Source organism: Bradyrhizobium sp. ORS 278 (assembly GCF_000026145.1).
Lineage (GTDB): Bacteria > Pseudomonadota > Alphaproteobacteria > Rhizobiales > Xanthobacteraceae > Bradyrhizobium.
Map to the genome: position 1 here is coordinate 7,089,270 of NC_009445.1, position 13,277 is coordinate 7,102,546.

General features: G+C 65.0%; 12 protein-coding genes. 10 read left to right on the forward strand and 2 right to left on the reverse strand.

Annotated elements, in window-relative coordinates:
• The first annotated feature begins 282 nt into the window (after positions 1–282).
• The 9 genes from BRADO_RS31730 to BRADO_RS31765 all read left to right on the forward strand — a co-directional run bounded on the left by BRADO_RS31730 (position 283) and on the right by BRADO_RS31765 (position 10,312).
• On the forward strand, positions 283–2,274 hold the full coding sequence (locus BRADO_RS31730; protein WP_050781063.1) for a sensor histidine kinase: 1,992 nt from the start codon (positions 283–285) through the stop codon (positions 2,272–2,274).
• The gene (locus BRADO_RS31735) at positions 2,244–3,989 is read left to right on the forward strand and encodes a DUF3369 domain-containing protein (protein ID WP_012030291.1); all 1,746 of its coding nucleotides are present in this window, start codon (positions 2,244–2,246) and stop codon (positions 3,987–3,989) included. Before BRADO_RS31730 ends, BRADO_RS31735 begins: the two co-directional genes overlap by 31 nt.
• Positions 3,986–4,741 (forward strand): response regulator, encoded by a 756-nt coding sequence (locus tag BRADO_RS31740; RefSeq protein ID WP_012030292.1) that lies wholly within the window; start codon positions 3,986–3,988, stop codon positions 4,739–4,741. Before BRADO_RS31735 ends, BRADO_RS31740 begins: the two co-directional genes overlap by 4 nt.
• 251 nt (positions 4,742–4,992) lie before the next feature.
• The gene (locus BRADO_RS31745) at positions 4,993–5,604 is read left to right on the forward strand and encodes a sigma-70 family RNA polymerase sigma factor (protein WP_012030293.1); all 612 of its coding nucleotides are present in this window, start codon (positions 4,993–4,995) and stop codon (positions 5,602–5,604) included.
• Positions 5,605–5,969: 365 nt separating this feature from the next.
• The gene (locus BRADO_RS31750) at positions 5,970–7,373 is read left to right on the forward strand and encodes a cytochrome ubiquinol oxidase subunit I (RefSeq protein WP_041757209.1); all 1,404 of its coding nucleotides are present in this window, start codon (positions 5,970–5,972) and stop codon (positions 7,371–7,373) included.
• Complete coding sequence (gene cydB, locus BRADO_RS31755) at positions 7,370–8,380, forward strand: cytochrome d ubiquinol oxidase subunit II (RefSeq protein WP_012030295.1); 1,011 nt, start codon at positions 7,370–7,372, stop codon at positions 8,378–8,380. The genes BRADO_RS31750 and cydB overlap by 4 nt, the downstream gene beginning before the upstream one ends.
• Complete coding sequence (locus BRADO_RS34580) at positions 8,380–8,505, forward strand: DUF2474 family protein (protein WP_008961535.1); 126 nt, start codon at positions 8,380–8,382, stop codon at positions 8,503–8,505. Before cydB ends, BRADO_RS34580 begins: the two co-directional genes overlap by 1 nt.
• A 109-nt stretch (positions 8,506–8,614) precedes the next feature.
• Positions 8,615–9,208, forward strand: coding sequence for a L,D-transpeptidase (locus tag BRADO_RS31760; protein WP_012030296.1), 594 nt, complete (start codon positions 8,615–8,617; stop codon positions 9,206–9,208).
• Positions 9,209–9,274: 66 nt separating this feature from the next.
• The gene (locus BRADO_RS31765; RefSeq protein WP_012030297.1) at positions 9,275–10,312 is read left to right on the forward strand and encodes an amino acid ABC transporter substrate-binding protein; all 1,038 of its coding nucleotides are present in this window, start codon (positions 9,275–9,277) and stop codon (positions 10,310–10,312) included.
• 301 nt (positions 10,313–10,613) lie between these two features.
• On the opposite strand, the gene BRADO_RS35240 is transcribed toward BRADO_RS31765, so the two are convergent.
• The gene (locus BRADO_RS35240; protein ID WP_157872641.1) at positions 10,614–10,751 is read right to left on the reverse strand and encodes a hypothetical protein; all 138 of its coding nucleotides are present in this window, start codon (positions 10,749–10,751) and stop codon (positions 10,614–10,616) included.
• A gap of 467 nt (positions 10,752–11,218) precedes the next feature.
• On the opposite strand from BRADO_RS35240, the gene BRADO_RS31770 reads away from it, so the two are divergent.
• Positions 11,219–11,674 (forward strand): fasciclin domain-containing protein, encoded by a 456-nt coding sequence (locus BRADO_RS31770; protein WP_012030298.1) that lies wholly within the window; start codon positions 11,219–11,221, stop codon positions 11,672–11,674.
• A gap of 462 nt (positions 11,675–12,136) precedes the next feature.
• Here BRADO_RS31770 and BRADO_RS31775 read toward each other — a convergent pair whose 3' ends face one another.
• Positions 12,137–13,276, reverse strand: a complete 1,140-nt coding sequence (locus tag BRADO_RS31775; protein WP_012030299.1) for an acyl-CoA dehydrogenase family protein — start codon at positions 13,274–13,276, stop codon at positions 12,137–12,139.
• Position 13,277: the final 1 nt, after the last annotated feature.

Sequence of the window (13,277 nt, forward strand, 5' to 3'; positions counted from 1 at the left end):
TCGTCTTTCGTCGACGTCGAGAGTGGACGCTTCGCCGGTGCTGACGCAGGCTGCGGCGGGCGCGTGGTCCCGTGCGCGCGGGCCTTGCCGCCCCGCAGCGGCAACGCGCTTTGCATCGCAACACGGGAGTTCGGCTGCGCGGGACGGATCCTGCGCAGATAATATTCGCAAACGCGGCCCGAGGTAGCGATCGTGGCGCGATCCGAGCAGCGGGCCCCCTTTCACCAGCCACTCAGCCTGGCGGTTCTCGGGCGCGCTCGGATCGTGCGCGTGCTCCGGGCTGTGCCCATACGTTGGCGCATCCTCTCAATTGCCGCCCTCAACTCCGCCGTGGTGATCGTGCTCGCCGCGCTGATCTGGAACGGCGCCCGGGTGCTGGGCACGGCCTGGGACGACGTCCGCCAGGTGCGCGAGTCCGACAAGGTGCTGGCGCTGCTGGAGAGCGAGACCAGCCGGCTGCAGAACCTGATCCACCGCTACATCAATCAGCCGAGCCCGGAGCTGTTCGCCGAGATCCTGCTGCTGCGCGAGGCCGTGCTCGGCACGCTGACGACGCGCGCCTCGACCGATCCCATGCTGTCGGGATCGGTCGAGGATCTGGAGCGCGTCACCGTGCGCTTCCTCGACGGCTTCGGCGAGCTGCGCGGCCTGCAGGCGACGATCTCCAAGACCTATGAGGAGGAGGTGCTCGGCCCTGCCCGAGACATCGCCGGACTCTATTCGGCGATCGAAGGCGCGACCGGCCATCGCGACGCGGAGATCTGGCCGTCGCTCGGCAAATCGCGCGAGGCCTTCACGGCGATGCTGGTGGCCGCCAACTCCTACTATCTGTCGCTGACGCCGACCTCCGCGGATGACGCCCGCCGCAACATCGAGACGATCGAGAAGACCATCCCCGTCATGTCGGGCCTCGCCGACAATGACCCGCAGCACCTCGCGCTGCAGCGGCTCTCGGCGCGCGCCGCCGCGCTACGCGCCGGGTTTTCCAAGCTGACGGATCAATTGAGCAATCGCACCGAGCTGTTGCGCAACACCATCGACGCGAGCCAGGCGGAGACCATCGCCGTGATCGACGGGCTGTCGGTGAAGATGCGGCAGCACGAACAGAAGGCGCAGGCGACCTTCGACAAAACCCTGCGCGACATCTCGCGCCGCGTGCTGTCGATTGCGGTCATTTTCCTCGGAATCATCCTGTCCGCCGGCGTGCTGATCGCACTGTCGATCCGGCTGCCGCTGCAGCAGATCATGGCGTCCATGCGCGCCATCACGCTTGGCGACTACGATCGGCGGGTTCAGGGGACCGAGGCGCGGGACGAGGTCGGCGCGATGGCCCGCGCAGTGGAGGTGTTCCGTGAGAACGCCATCGCCAAGCGCAAAACCGAGGACGAACTGCGGACAGCCAAGGAGAAGGCCGAAAGCGCGCTGCTCGAGCTCAATGCCGCGCAGCGCAATCTGATCGACGCCGAGCGGCTCGCGGCGCTCGGCGGCCTGGTCGCCGGCGTGGCTCACGAGGTGAACAACCCGATCGGCATCAGCCTGACCGTCGCCTCGAGCTTCGCGCGCCGGGTCGAGATTTTCGAAGCTGCGCTGCGGTCGCCTGAAGGGGGCCTGCGACGGTCGCAACTGGAGGAGTTCGTGCGCACCTCGCGCGACGCCTCCGAACAATTGGTCGCCAATCTGCAGCGCGCCGGCGAGCTGATCCAGTCGTTCAAGCAGGTCGCCGTCGACCGGTCGCACGCCGAACGGCGGACTTTCGTCTTGAGCGAGGCCACCGATCAGATCATCACCAGCCTGAAGCCGGTGCTCAAGCGCGCCCCGATCACGCTGTCCGTCGATGTGCCCGAGGGACTTTTCATCGACGGCTATCCCGGGTTCTATGGCCAGATCCTGACCAACCTTTTCCTCAACGCGGTCAACCATGCCTTTGCCGATGGCCGGTCGGGGACCATCTCGATCGCGGCGCGTCCTCGCGGCGCGGATGACATCGAGATCATTTTCGCCGATAACGGTGCCGGCATGACCCCCGAGGTCCAGCGTCAGGCTTTCGACCCGTTCTTCACGACGCGCCGCAACGAGGGTGGGACCGGATTGGGCCTGCATATCGTCTACAATCTCGTGACTCAGCAGCTCGGCGGCCGCATGATGCTGGAATCCCGCGAGGGACAAGGCACGACTTTTCGGATAATCATGCCGCGGGTCGCCAAGGGCGACACCGAGACAGCAATGGGTGACGGAACGACGCAATGGCCGAACAGGACGATGTCCTCCACCTGATCGACGACACCGGCTTCGCAGAGGACGCCCAATCGGCCCGGAAATGGAAGATCGCCGTCATCGACGACGACCATGCCGTACACGATGGCACCCGATTTGCGCTGTCGGACTACAGCTTGAACGGCCAGGGTCTCGAGATCCTCTCCGCCTACTCGGCGGCTGAGGGCCGCATCCTGATGCGCGAGCATGGCGACATCGCTGCAGTGCTGCTCGATGTCATCATGGAGACCGATGTCGCCGGCCTGGAGCTCGTCGAATACATCCGCAACGAGATCAGGAACGAGACCGTCCGCATCATCCTGCGCACCGGCCAGCCTGGCCAGGCGCCGGAGCGGCGGGTCATCGTCCAGTACGACATCAACGACTACAAGGCCAAGACCGAGCTCACCGCCGACAAGCTGTTCACCTCGCTGACCGCGGCGCTGCGCAGCTATCAGCAGCTCGAGCGCATGGTGCAGACCCGCCGCGGCCTGGAGATCATCATCGACGCGGCCTCGACATTGTACGACTTCAAGTCGATGCAGCGGCTCGCCGAAGGCGTGCTGACTCAGATCGCGTCGCTGCTGAACGTCGATTGCGCCGGCATTCTCGTGCTGCGCGACGACGGCAGCCCGAGAGAGGATTTTTCCGTATTGGCCGGCTCCGGCTGCTACAGCCGCTTCTCCGGCGCCGTCACCTCGCGCTCGCTCGACCCGGACCTGCGCGGCATGGTCGAGGCCGCCTTCAGGCAGCGGACGAACGAATTCGCCGACCACAAGACGGTGCTGTACCTGCGGACCGGCTCCGGCCGGGAGGTGGTGGTTCTGCTGCAGGCCGAGCGGCCCTTGTCCGAGACTGACCGCTCGCTGGTCGAGATCTTCTCCAGCCGCCTGTCGATCGCCTTCGACAATGTGATCCTGTATCAGCAGCTGCATGAGGCCAACACCCAGCTCGAGGACCGTGTCGCCCAGCGCACCCGCGCCCTGATGCAGGCCAACCGGCGGCTGTCGGCGCAGTGGCTGCGGCTGCAGCGCGCCAACGGTTTCAAGAACGAAATTTTGGGCACCGTTGCCCACGATCTGAAGAATCCGCTCGGCGTGATCCTCGGACGTACCGAGATGCTGACGGAGCTGGTCGCCACAGGCGCATCGGCTGACGGCATCGCCAGCCAGATCGGCCACATCCGTGATGCGGCCAAACGGCTGACCTCGATGGTCGACCATCTGATCTCGGATGCGATGGCCGACGCATTCGACATCACGATCCGCCGCGAGCCGGTCGATATCGCCGCTTTGATCCACGAGGTGGTCGAGGCCAACCAGCCGCTGGCGCTCAACAAGCAGCAGGTCATCGCGGTGTCGGCGCCGCCGCAGCTCTCGACGATGTGCGACATCGACCGCATCCGCGAGGCGATCGACAATCTGCTGAGCAACGCCATCAAATACAGCCCGATCGGCGGGCGGATCAGCGTTGACGTCACCGACGATGGCGACAACACCATCATCGGCATCACCGACCAGGGCGCCGGACTGTCGCCGGAGGATCTCGGCCGGCTGTTCGGGCGGTTCCAGCGCCTCTCGGCCAAACCGACCGCGGGCGAGAGCTCGACGGGGCTCGGCCTGTCGATTGTCAAACGCATCGTCGACATGCATGGTGGCGAGGTGACGGCCAAGAGCGATGGGCCGGGATCGGGGTCAACCTTCACCATCACACTGCCTGCGGCCGAGTTGTCATGAGTCAGAGCCAGCACATCATCATCGTCGACGATGAGGCACCCGCCCGCGAGATGGTGGGCGATTACCTCAAGATGCACGGTTTCACGGTGACCTTGTGCGACGGCGGCAAGAGCCTGCGCAGTGCCATCGAGACTGGCCCGGCCGATCTCGTGGTGCTTGACCTCAACATGCCCGAAGAGGACGGGCTGTCGATCATCCGCGACCTCAAGGGCCGCACCAACATCCCGGTCATCATGTTGACGGCGACCGCGAGCCCGATCGATCGCGTCGTCGGGCTCGAGCTCGGCGCGGACGATTACGTCGCCAAGCCCTGCGAGCTGCGCGAGCTGATGGCCCGCATCCGATCGGTGCTGCGCCGCAGCGCCCCGGCCAAGGTTGCCGCCGCGGCCGTGGCGGCTGCTCCGGAGCCGGCTCCGGCCAAGGCTCCGGATCCGCAGCTGGTGCGGTTCGGCACCAAATGGCTCGATCTGGACGCTCAGGCGTTGCGCGACGACGAGGGTAACGAGCATCCCTTGACCGCTTCCGAATTCGGCCTGCTCAAGGTGTTCGCCGCCAACCCGAAGCGGGTGCTGTCGCGCGAGCGACTGCTGGAGCTCGCGAACGCCCGGGATGCCGAGGCATTCGACCGGGCAGTGGACCTGCGAATCATGCGAATTCGGCGCAAGATCGAGCCGGATCCGACCAAACCAGCCGTGATCCGGACCATTCGCGGCGGCGGCTACCTGTTCTCGCCGTCCGGCGACAAGGCCTGACGGCGGCCGGCGCGCGAGTAGCGCCTGCAGTCGGCGCGCGCGTTTATTCCATTTTCTGGAACCCAGACTTCCTCATTGTGGAATAAGGCACATTTCCGCCACGACTGTTTCGCGATGTGCGGTGCGACGAAACATTTCTGGCCAGCCACGAAACCATTTTCCTGGTTTGGTGCAGACGTCCCGAAACGGGCACTCCGTAACAATCCCACCCGTCGAAACGCCGCAAGGGGGCGGCGGAACGGGAGAGTGCCATGCAGAACGTCGTTGCCATCAATTCCGCCGCCAGCCAGGGCATCATCGCGGCCCAGGCGACCACGGACGACATGCTCCTCGAGAGCATTGCCGATGGCGATCGGACCGCGATGCACACGCTTTATGCGCGTCACAATGTGCGGGTCTATCGCTTCATCCTGCGCATCGTCCGCGACACCACCGTCGCCGAGGACCTGGTCAGCCAGGTGTTCCTGGACGTGTGGCGCACCGCCAAGCAGTTCGAAGGCCGCTCGCAGGTCTCGACCTGGCTGCTCTCGATCGCCCGCTTCAAGGCGCTGACCGCGCTGCGCCAGCGCCGCTTCGAGGATATCGACCAGGACGAGGTGCGCGAGATCGCCGACGACAGCGACACGCCGGAGACCTCGCTCGAGCGCGCCACCACCAGCGCCATCCTGCGCGCCTGTGTCGCCAAGCTGTCGCCGGCCCATCGCGAAATCATCACCCTGATCTACTACCATGAGAAGTCAGTGGAGGAGGTCGGCCAGATCATCGGCATCCCGCAGAGCACGGTGAAGACCCGTATGTTCTACGCTCGCAAGCACCTGGCCGAGCTCCTGCGCTGCGCCGGCGTCCACAGCCTCGCCGCGTAATCTCCATTCATCCCCGTCGGGGCCGACGTTCCGGCGGGTTCCAAAAAAAGACGACGCGCGAAAATCGCCGAATGAAACAATTGAAACAATCGGCGAAATCACCTGGAAAATTTCGACGGTTAGAACGTTAGTCATCAACCGGGTCCCAGTCCCCCAGCTGATCCCGGTTTCGAGCGAGCAAATTCAAGGATACCTCCACCTTCCCTGTTGCTCCGAAGACCCGGCGGATTCCCCCGCCGGGTCTTCGTCGTTTTGGGACCCGCGGCCACGCCGTAGGGCGATTTGACCATTTGATATCGACCCGCGCCGGTGCAATTGTCCGCGCGACAGGGGCCCGCGCGCCTCGCAATGACGGACGGTCGAGGATGTTCGGTTTGGATGCGGTGGAGCTGGCGCGTGCGCAATTCGCCTTCACAGTGATCTTCCACATCATCTTCCCTGCCTTCTCGATCGGGCTTGCCTCCTACCTCGCGGTGCTCGAGGCGCTGTGGCTGTGGACCGGACGGGACGTCTACCTCAACGTTTTCAACTACTGGCTCAAGATCTTCGCCATCGCATTCGCGATGGGCGTCGTGTCGGGCATCGTGATGTCCTATCAGTTCGGCACCAACTGGTCGGTCTATTCCGACAAGGTTGGCCCCGTCATCGGCCCGCTGATGGCCTATGAGGTGCTGACCGCGTTCTTTCTCGAAGCCGGCTTCCTCGGCGTCATGCTGTTCGGGCTGAAGCGCGTCGGCCCGAAGCTGCATTTCCTCGCCACCCTGATGGTCGCGGTCGGCACCTTGATCTCGGCATTCTGGATCCTCTCGGCCAATTCCTGGATGCAGACGCCGGCCGGCTACGCCGTCAATGCCGAGGGCCAGTTCGTCTCGATCGATTGGCTGAAGGTGATCTTCAATCCGTCGTTCCCCTACCGCCTCGTCCACATGGTTCTGGCGGCCTATCTCACGACCTCGCTGGTGGTCGGCGCAGTCGGCGCCTGGCATCTCCTGCGCAATCCGCATCTGCCGGGGCCACGCGTGATGTTCTCGATGGCGATGTGGATGGCCGCGCTGGTCGCGCCGCTGCAGATTTTGGTCGGCGATCAGCATGGTCTCAACACGCTCGAGCACCAGCCGGTGAAGATCATGGCCATGGAGGGCCATTTCGAGAGCCACAAGGATGGCGCGCCGCTGTATCTGTTCGGCTGGCCCGACCAGGCCAAGGGCGAACTGAAATGGGCGCTCGGCATTCCCAAATTCGGCTCGCTGATCCTCAAGCACCAGATCGACGCGCCGATGGCCGGGCTCGACACCGTACCGCGGCAGGATTGGCCGCCGGTGCCGATCACCTTCTGGTCGTTCCGCATCATGGTCGGGCTGGGCCTGCTGATGCTGGCGCTCGGCCTGTTCAGCCTGTGGGAGCGCTGGCGCGGCCGGCTGTACATCAATCGAAACCTGCATCGCTTCGCGATCGCAATGGGCCCCGCAGGCTTCGTCGCCGTGATCGCCGGCTGGGTCACGACCGAGACCGGCCGACAGCCGTACACCGTGTACGGCCTGCTGCGCACCGCCGATTCGGTCTCGCCGCTGGCGGCGCCGGCGGTCGGGACCTCGCTGCTGGCGTTCATCATCGTGTACTTCATCATTTTCGCCGCAGGCGCGCTGTACATCCTGCGCCTGATGGCCGAGCCGCCGCACCCTGGTGAGCCCGGCCTGAGCAGCGCGCAGCCGGTCCGGACCGCCGGCATCACGCCGGCAGCCGGCGTCGTGCAGGGAGCGGGATCATGAGCGTCGCCGTCGATCTCGCCACGCTTTGGGCCTTCATCATCGCGCTCGCTGTGTTCATCTATGTCGTGATGGACGGCTTCGATCTCGGCCTCGGCATTCTCTTCCCGCTGTTTCCGGCCAAGCACGACCGCGACACCATCACCAACACGGTCGCGCCGGTGTGGGACGGCAACGAGACCTGGCTGGTGCTCGGCGGCGGCGGGCTGATGGCGGCGTTTCCGCTCGCTTATTCCATCCTGCTGCCGGCGCTGTATGCGCCGCTGATCGCGATGCTGGTCGGGCTGATCTTCCGCGGCGTCGCGTTCGAATTCCGCTGGCGCACGCGCGCCACACGCAATCTCTGGGACATTGCCTTTGCTGGCGGCTCCTGGATCGCGGCGCTGGCACAGGGCATCGCGCTCGGCGCCATCCTGCAGGGCGTCCATGTCGAGGGCCGGCATTATGCCGGCGGCTGGTGGGACTGGCTGACGCCGTTCAGCATTCTCACCGGCGTCTCTTTGGTTGCCGGCTACGCCCTTCTTGGCGCGACCTGGCTGATCCTGAAGACCGAGGGCGACCTGCGCGACAAAGCCTACCGGATCAGCTGGTTCTTCCTGTTCGCGATGCTGCTCGCGATCGCGGCGGTCAGCCTGGCGACGCCGCTGCTCACCAATCAATACGCACATCGCTGGTTTCAGCTGCCGACCGTGATCTTCGCAGCACCGGTGCCGCTCGCCGTCATCGGGGTCACCGTGCTGATGATGAAGAACCTCGCCCAGAAGCACGACGGCTGGCCATTCTTTCTGGCCCTGGCTCTCTTCTTGCTCTCCTATGCCGGTCTCGGCATCAGCATCTATCCCTACATCGTGCCGCAGAGCATCACGATCTGGCAGGCGGCGGCGCCGGAGCGCAGCCAACTGATCATGCTGCCCGGCGTGCTGGTGCTGGTGCCGCTGATTCTCGGCTACACCGCCTGGGCCTATTGGGTGTTTCGCGGCAAGGTCAGCCACGACGCCGGCTATCATTGATGCCCACTCCCGAGCCCGCCCCGCTCGCCAAGCGCCTCGCCTGGTTCGTTGCCCTGTGGCTGGCCGGCCTGGCCACCGTCGGTGCGGTCGCCTTCCTGCTGCGGCTCTGGATGAAGCTCGGATGACGGCGGACGACCCGCGCTCAGCTTGACTTTGCGGCCAAGATGCCCCTGAAATTTGGCGGGTGGTTTTGATCGGGCAAGCTTCGCAGGGGTCCGTTGAGGAGAGCTTTGAATGCCGAGTTTCCATCGCCTGCTGTGTGCAGCCAGCGCCATCATCGCGCTGGCGCTGTCCACATCGCACGGCTTCGCCCAGTCCGAGGATCCTGGTGACCAACCCGGTCTCGTCGCCGATGACGGCTACGAGCTCGATCCGGAATGGCGCAAGCAGGTGGTCTATTTCCGCACCACCGAGCCGCCGGGCACGATCATCGTCTCCACCGCCGAGCGCTATCTCTATCTGGTGCAGCCGGGCGGCCGCGCCATCCGCTACGGCATCGGCGTGGGCCGCGACGGCTTCCAGTGGCAGGGGCTGCTGCAGATCACCAAGAAGGCCGAGTGGCCGGACTGGACGCCGCCGCCGGAGATGATCCAGCGCCAGCCTTATCTGCCGCGCTTCATGGCCGGCGGTCCCGGCAATCCCCTGGGCGCGCGCGCGATGTATCTGGGCACCACCGTGTACCGCATCCACGGCACCAACCAGCCCTGGACCATCGGCACCAAGATTTCCTCCGGCTGCTTCCGCCTGGTGAATGCTGATGTCGCCGACCTGTTCGACCGCGTGCCCGTCGGCACCAAGGTCGTGGTGCGGCAGAAGCCGGAACTGTGACGGCGGCCTCAGCCGCCGGACATTCAGCCATCGCTTTGTCCTGACATTTTCCGAAAGAGATTCATCATGCGCACTTTCCGAGGCGGCCTGCTGATCGGGCTTGCCGTTGCCGTGCTCGTCGCGGCGCTCGCCGTCACCTATGAAATGTACGACACCCGCACCCTGAAGCGCACTGTCCGCCGCGGCGAGGTGCTGTGCGGCGTCAATGCCGGCCTGCCCGGCTTCTCGATCCCCGACGACAAGGGCAACTGGACCGGCTTCGACGTCGATTTCTGCCGCGCCGTGGCGGCCGCGATCTTCGACGACCCGAAGAAGGCGCGGTTCGTGCCGCTCGACGCCAGCGAGCGCTTCAAGGAGCTGCAGAGCCGCAAGGTCGACATCCTCTCGCGCAACACCACCTGGTCGATGGCGCGCGAGCAGAACTACGACCTGTATTTCCCGGCGGTCGCCTATTACGACGGCCAGGGCTTCATGGTGCCGCGGGCGCGCAAGCTGGAGACCGCGCTCGACCTCAACGGCAGCAAGGTCTGCGTGCAGGATTCGACGACCAACGCGCTCAACCTCGGCGACTACTTCCGTGCCAACAACATGAAGTACGAGGAAGTCAAGCTCCCGAAGCTGGACGACGTTCTCAAGGCCTATGACAGCGGCAAGTGCGATACCTTCACCGCCGACGTCTCGCAGCTTTACGCGCTGCGCCTGGTGCTGACCAAGCCGGGCGATCACGACATCCTGCCCGATCTGATCTCCAAGGAGCCGCTCGCTCCCGTCGTGCGCCAGCGCGACGACGACTGGATGATGATCGTGAAGTGGACGCTGTATGCGATGATCAATGCCGAGGAGCTCGGTGTCACCTCCAAGAACATCGACGAGGCGCTGAAGTCGAAGAAGCCGGACGTGATGCGGCTGGTCGGCAACGAGGGCACCTACGGCCAGGACCTCGGCCTGTCGAAGGACTGGGCCGCGCGCATCATCCGCCACGTCGGCAATTACGGCGAGGTCTACGAGCGCAACGTCGGCAGCGAGTCCAAGCTGAAGATCCCGCGCGGCATGAACCAGTTGTGGAACGCGGGCGGCATTCAGTACGCGCCGCCGATCAGGTAGGGTTTTCGTCATACCCTCGCCATCATCGCGAGGAGCTTCGCGACGAAGCGGTCCAGGGTTGTCACAGCGACTCTGGATTGCTTCGCTTCGCCGCTTCGCTCGCAATGACGGAGCATCGAGCAACCTTCTCGCGACGCGCTCCGCGCCCGAGCTCTGCAAAACTTCACCCTCTCCACATCGAGGGCGCAGGGAAGGCCAGGCACCGACTGGCACCTGCGGTCCGCCTGCGAAAAAAATGCAGGCGGCAGAACCACAGGATCAGCCGGAGCAACCCGGCCTTCCCTGCGCAATGGCTTTACGCTTATGGCGCGCTCTCCTCGGTGTCCGGCTTGTTAGCCACCGTCGCCGGCAGGATCATCCTTGCCTGCCGGCTTGGCATCAGCACCGCGATGCCGGGACCACGCGCTTTCGCGTCCGCATTGGCTTCGTTCGTCGGCACGATCTCTCATGCTGCGATCCAATGCGGCCATCGCATCACCGGCCCGACACTCGTGACGATCGCGAAGCGTCCCTCTTGTGGGCCGTGACGCGGGCAATGTGCAGCTGATTTGCCCGACGACACAACAGCTGTCAGATTGCGACAAAGTGGCACGACGGGCAGTTTTGTCCGACGGCATCGAACAATTCACCTTGCGGTTTCATGTGCATGCCGCGCGTCACCGCGCGACGTCTTTGCGAGGCTCACGAGTTCGTGAACGCGCATTCAGATCCATCCGAACTCAGCGGTCGTAACGAACCCGACCAATCCGGTCAGGGTGGTGCGACCTGGAGGACAGGATGAACAGGGGCCGCAAATCCCTTTTTGCGCATCAGCCAACTCATCAGTTCAGTTCACAAGGAAACACTCGAATGACGCTGGGAATCCGTTCGTTCGTCGCCGGCGCGTTGATGCTGGGCGCGCTCTCCATGTCAGCCACCGCCGCTCGCGCGGCAGATATCGTCGACACCGCCGTCGGCGCCGGCCAGTTCAACACGCTCGTCGCGGCCGCTAAGGCTGCGGGCGTCGTGCCGGTGCTGAAGAGCAAGGGCCCGTTCACCGTGTTCGCGCCGACCGACGCGGCATTCGCGGCGCTGCCGCCGGGCACGGTCGAGGACCTGCTGAAGCCGAAGAACAAGGGCAAGCTCGCGGCGATCCTGAAGTATCATGTCATTCCGGGTGCGGTGAAGGCGGGCGACGTTGCCGGCAAGAAGCTCAGCGTGAAGACCGCGGAAGGCCAGAAGGTCAACGTCGACGGAACCATGTTCGGCGTGCAGGTCAACGACGCCCGTGTCGTGCAGGCCGACGTGGTCGCCTCGAACGGCGTCATCCACGTCATCGACAAGGTGCTGCTGCCGCCGGCCAAGACCGCGATGCATCACTGATAAAGCATTGACTGAAACGAGAGCGCGCCGTTGATGACGGCGCGCTCTTTGTTGGCGAGCTCTGATGTCGCGACGTTCAAGATCGTGGAGGCGCAACGGTCCTATGAGGACCAATGTCGTCGCCGCAACACCGGTGTCGTCCCTGCCTTGAGCCGGGACCCATAACCACCGTCCGGAATTTGGCGAAGGCTGGAGCTGCCAGCGCGCTTCACCCCATCGTCCTGTGGTCATGGGTCCCGGCGTTCGCCGGGACCACAGCTGCGGGTGTGGCGCGACCTCGGCCAGTTACAAGGACTGCAGCTGGGCCAGTTTCCGAAGACTGTCGTACCCCGCGAAGGCGGGGTACCCAGTGCGCCGCGGCGCCTCGGCCTATCACGACTTTCTCGGCGTACTGGATCGTCCGCCTTCGCGGACGATGACAGTGGAGAGTGGAGCCGGAGCGAGTGCAATAACGGGATTGGCTCAGTATCCCCTCAGCTGCGCCAGCTGCGCCGCGTGATAGTTCGCATCGCCCAGCAGCTCCTCGCACACCCGGGCCCGCTTCATGAAGAAGCCGATGTCGAACTGATCGGTCATGCCCATGCCGCCATGCATCTGCACGCCCTCCTGCACGGCGCGCGTCGCGGTGGCGCCGGCGCGGGCCTTGGCAACGGCGACGGAAGCCGTCGCACCTGCGGGATCGGCATCGAGCGCCTGCAGCGATTTCAGCACCGCGGCGCGGGTGATCTCGATTTCGATGTAGAGCTGCGCGGCGCGGTGCTGCAGCGCCTGGAATTCGCCGATCGCCTTGCCGAACTGCTTGCGCTCCTTGAGATACGCCACCGTGCGGCCGAACACCTCCTCGCTCAGGCCCACCATCTCGGAGGCAACGGCGCCGCGGCCCAGATCAAGCACGCCGCCGAGCACCGCCGCGCCGCCATCGACCTCGCCGAGCACATGATCGGCCGTGACCTCGACATTGTCGAAGGTGATCCGCGCGGCATTATGCGCATCGACCATGATGGTGCGCTCGATATTGATCCCCTTGGCTTTGGGATCGACCAGGAACAGCGTCAGGCCCTCGCGCTCGCCCGGCTCGCCGGCGCTGCGCGCGACGACGAGCAGGAGATCGGCGACGTGACCGTCGACCACCATCGATTTAACGCCGTCGAGCTTGAAGCCGTTGCCGGCGCGCTTGGCGTGGAGCGAAGTATGCAGCGGGCGATGCTTGGCGCCTTCATCGAGGGCGAGAGCCGCAAGCAGCTTGCCGCTGGCGATCCTCGGAAGATACTCCGACTTCTGCGCAGCCGAACCCGCACGCGTCAGCGCGGACGCTGACAGCACCGAGGTCGCGAGGAACGGCGACGGCATCAAGGTGCGGCCAATCTCCTCCATCACCACGCCGGCTTCGACCGCGCCGAGACCGGAGCCGCCGTGCTCTTCCGGCACCAGCAGGCCGGCGAAGCCCATCTCGGCAAAGGTGGCCCAGAGCTCGCGCGAGAAGCCGGTCTCGTCGCGGCTGTCGCGTAGCTTGCGCAAATGCGCCACCGGCGCGTGATCGGAGATCAGACCGCGCGCGCTATCGCGCAGCATGGATTGTTCTTCGGTGAGGAGGAGAGGCATG

Excerpts from the sequence above, each read along its gene's own strand:
- BRADO_RS31735 (WP_012030291.1), top strand. The coding sequence starts at position 2,244 with ATGGCCGAACAGGACGATGTCCTCCACCTGATCGACGACACCGGCTTC.
- BRADO_RS31740 (WP_012030292.1), top strand. The coding sequence starts at position 3,986 with ATGAGTCAGAGCCAGCACATCATCATCGTCGACGATGAGGCACCCGCC.
- BRADO_RS31745 (WP_012030293.1), top strand. The coding sequence starts at position 4,993 with ATGCAGAACGTCGTTGCCATCAATTCCGCCGCCAGCCAGGGCATCATC.
- BRADO_RS31750 (WP_041757209.1), top strand. The coding sequence starts at position 5,970 with ATGTTCGGTTTGGATGCGGTGGAGCTGGCGCGTGCGCAATTCGCCTTC.
- cydB (WP_012030295.1), top strand. The coding sequence starts at position 7,370 with ATGAGCGTCGCCGTCGATCTCGCCACGCTTTGGGCCTTCATCATCGCG.
- BRADO_RS34580 (WP_008961535.1), top strand. The coding sequence starts at position 8,380 with ATGCCCACTCCCGAGCCCGCCCCGCTCGCCAAGCGCCTCGCCTGGTTC.
- BRADO_RS31760 (WP_012030296.1), top strand. The coding sequence starts at position 8,615 with ATGCCGAGTTTCCATCGCCTGCTGTGTGCAGCCAGCGCCATCATCGCG.
- BRADO_RS31765 (WP_012030297.1), top strand. The coding sequence starts at position 9,275 with ATGCGCACTTTCCGAGGCGGCCTGCTGATCGGGCTTGCCGTTGCCGTG.
- BRADO_RS31770 (WP_012030298.1), top strand. The coding sequence starts at position 11,219 with ATGTCAGCCACCGCCGCTCGCGCGGCAGATATCGTCGACACCGCCGTC.
- BRADO_RS31775 (WP_012030299.1), bottom strand. The coding sequence starts at position 13,276 with ATGCCTCTCCTCCTCACCGAAGAACAATCCATGCTGCGCGATAGCGCG.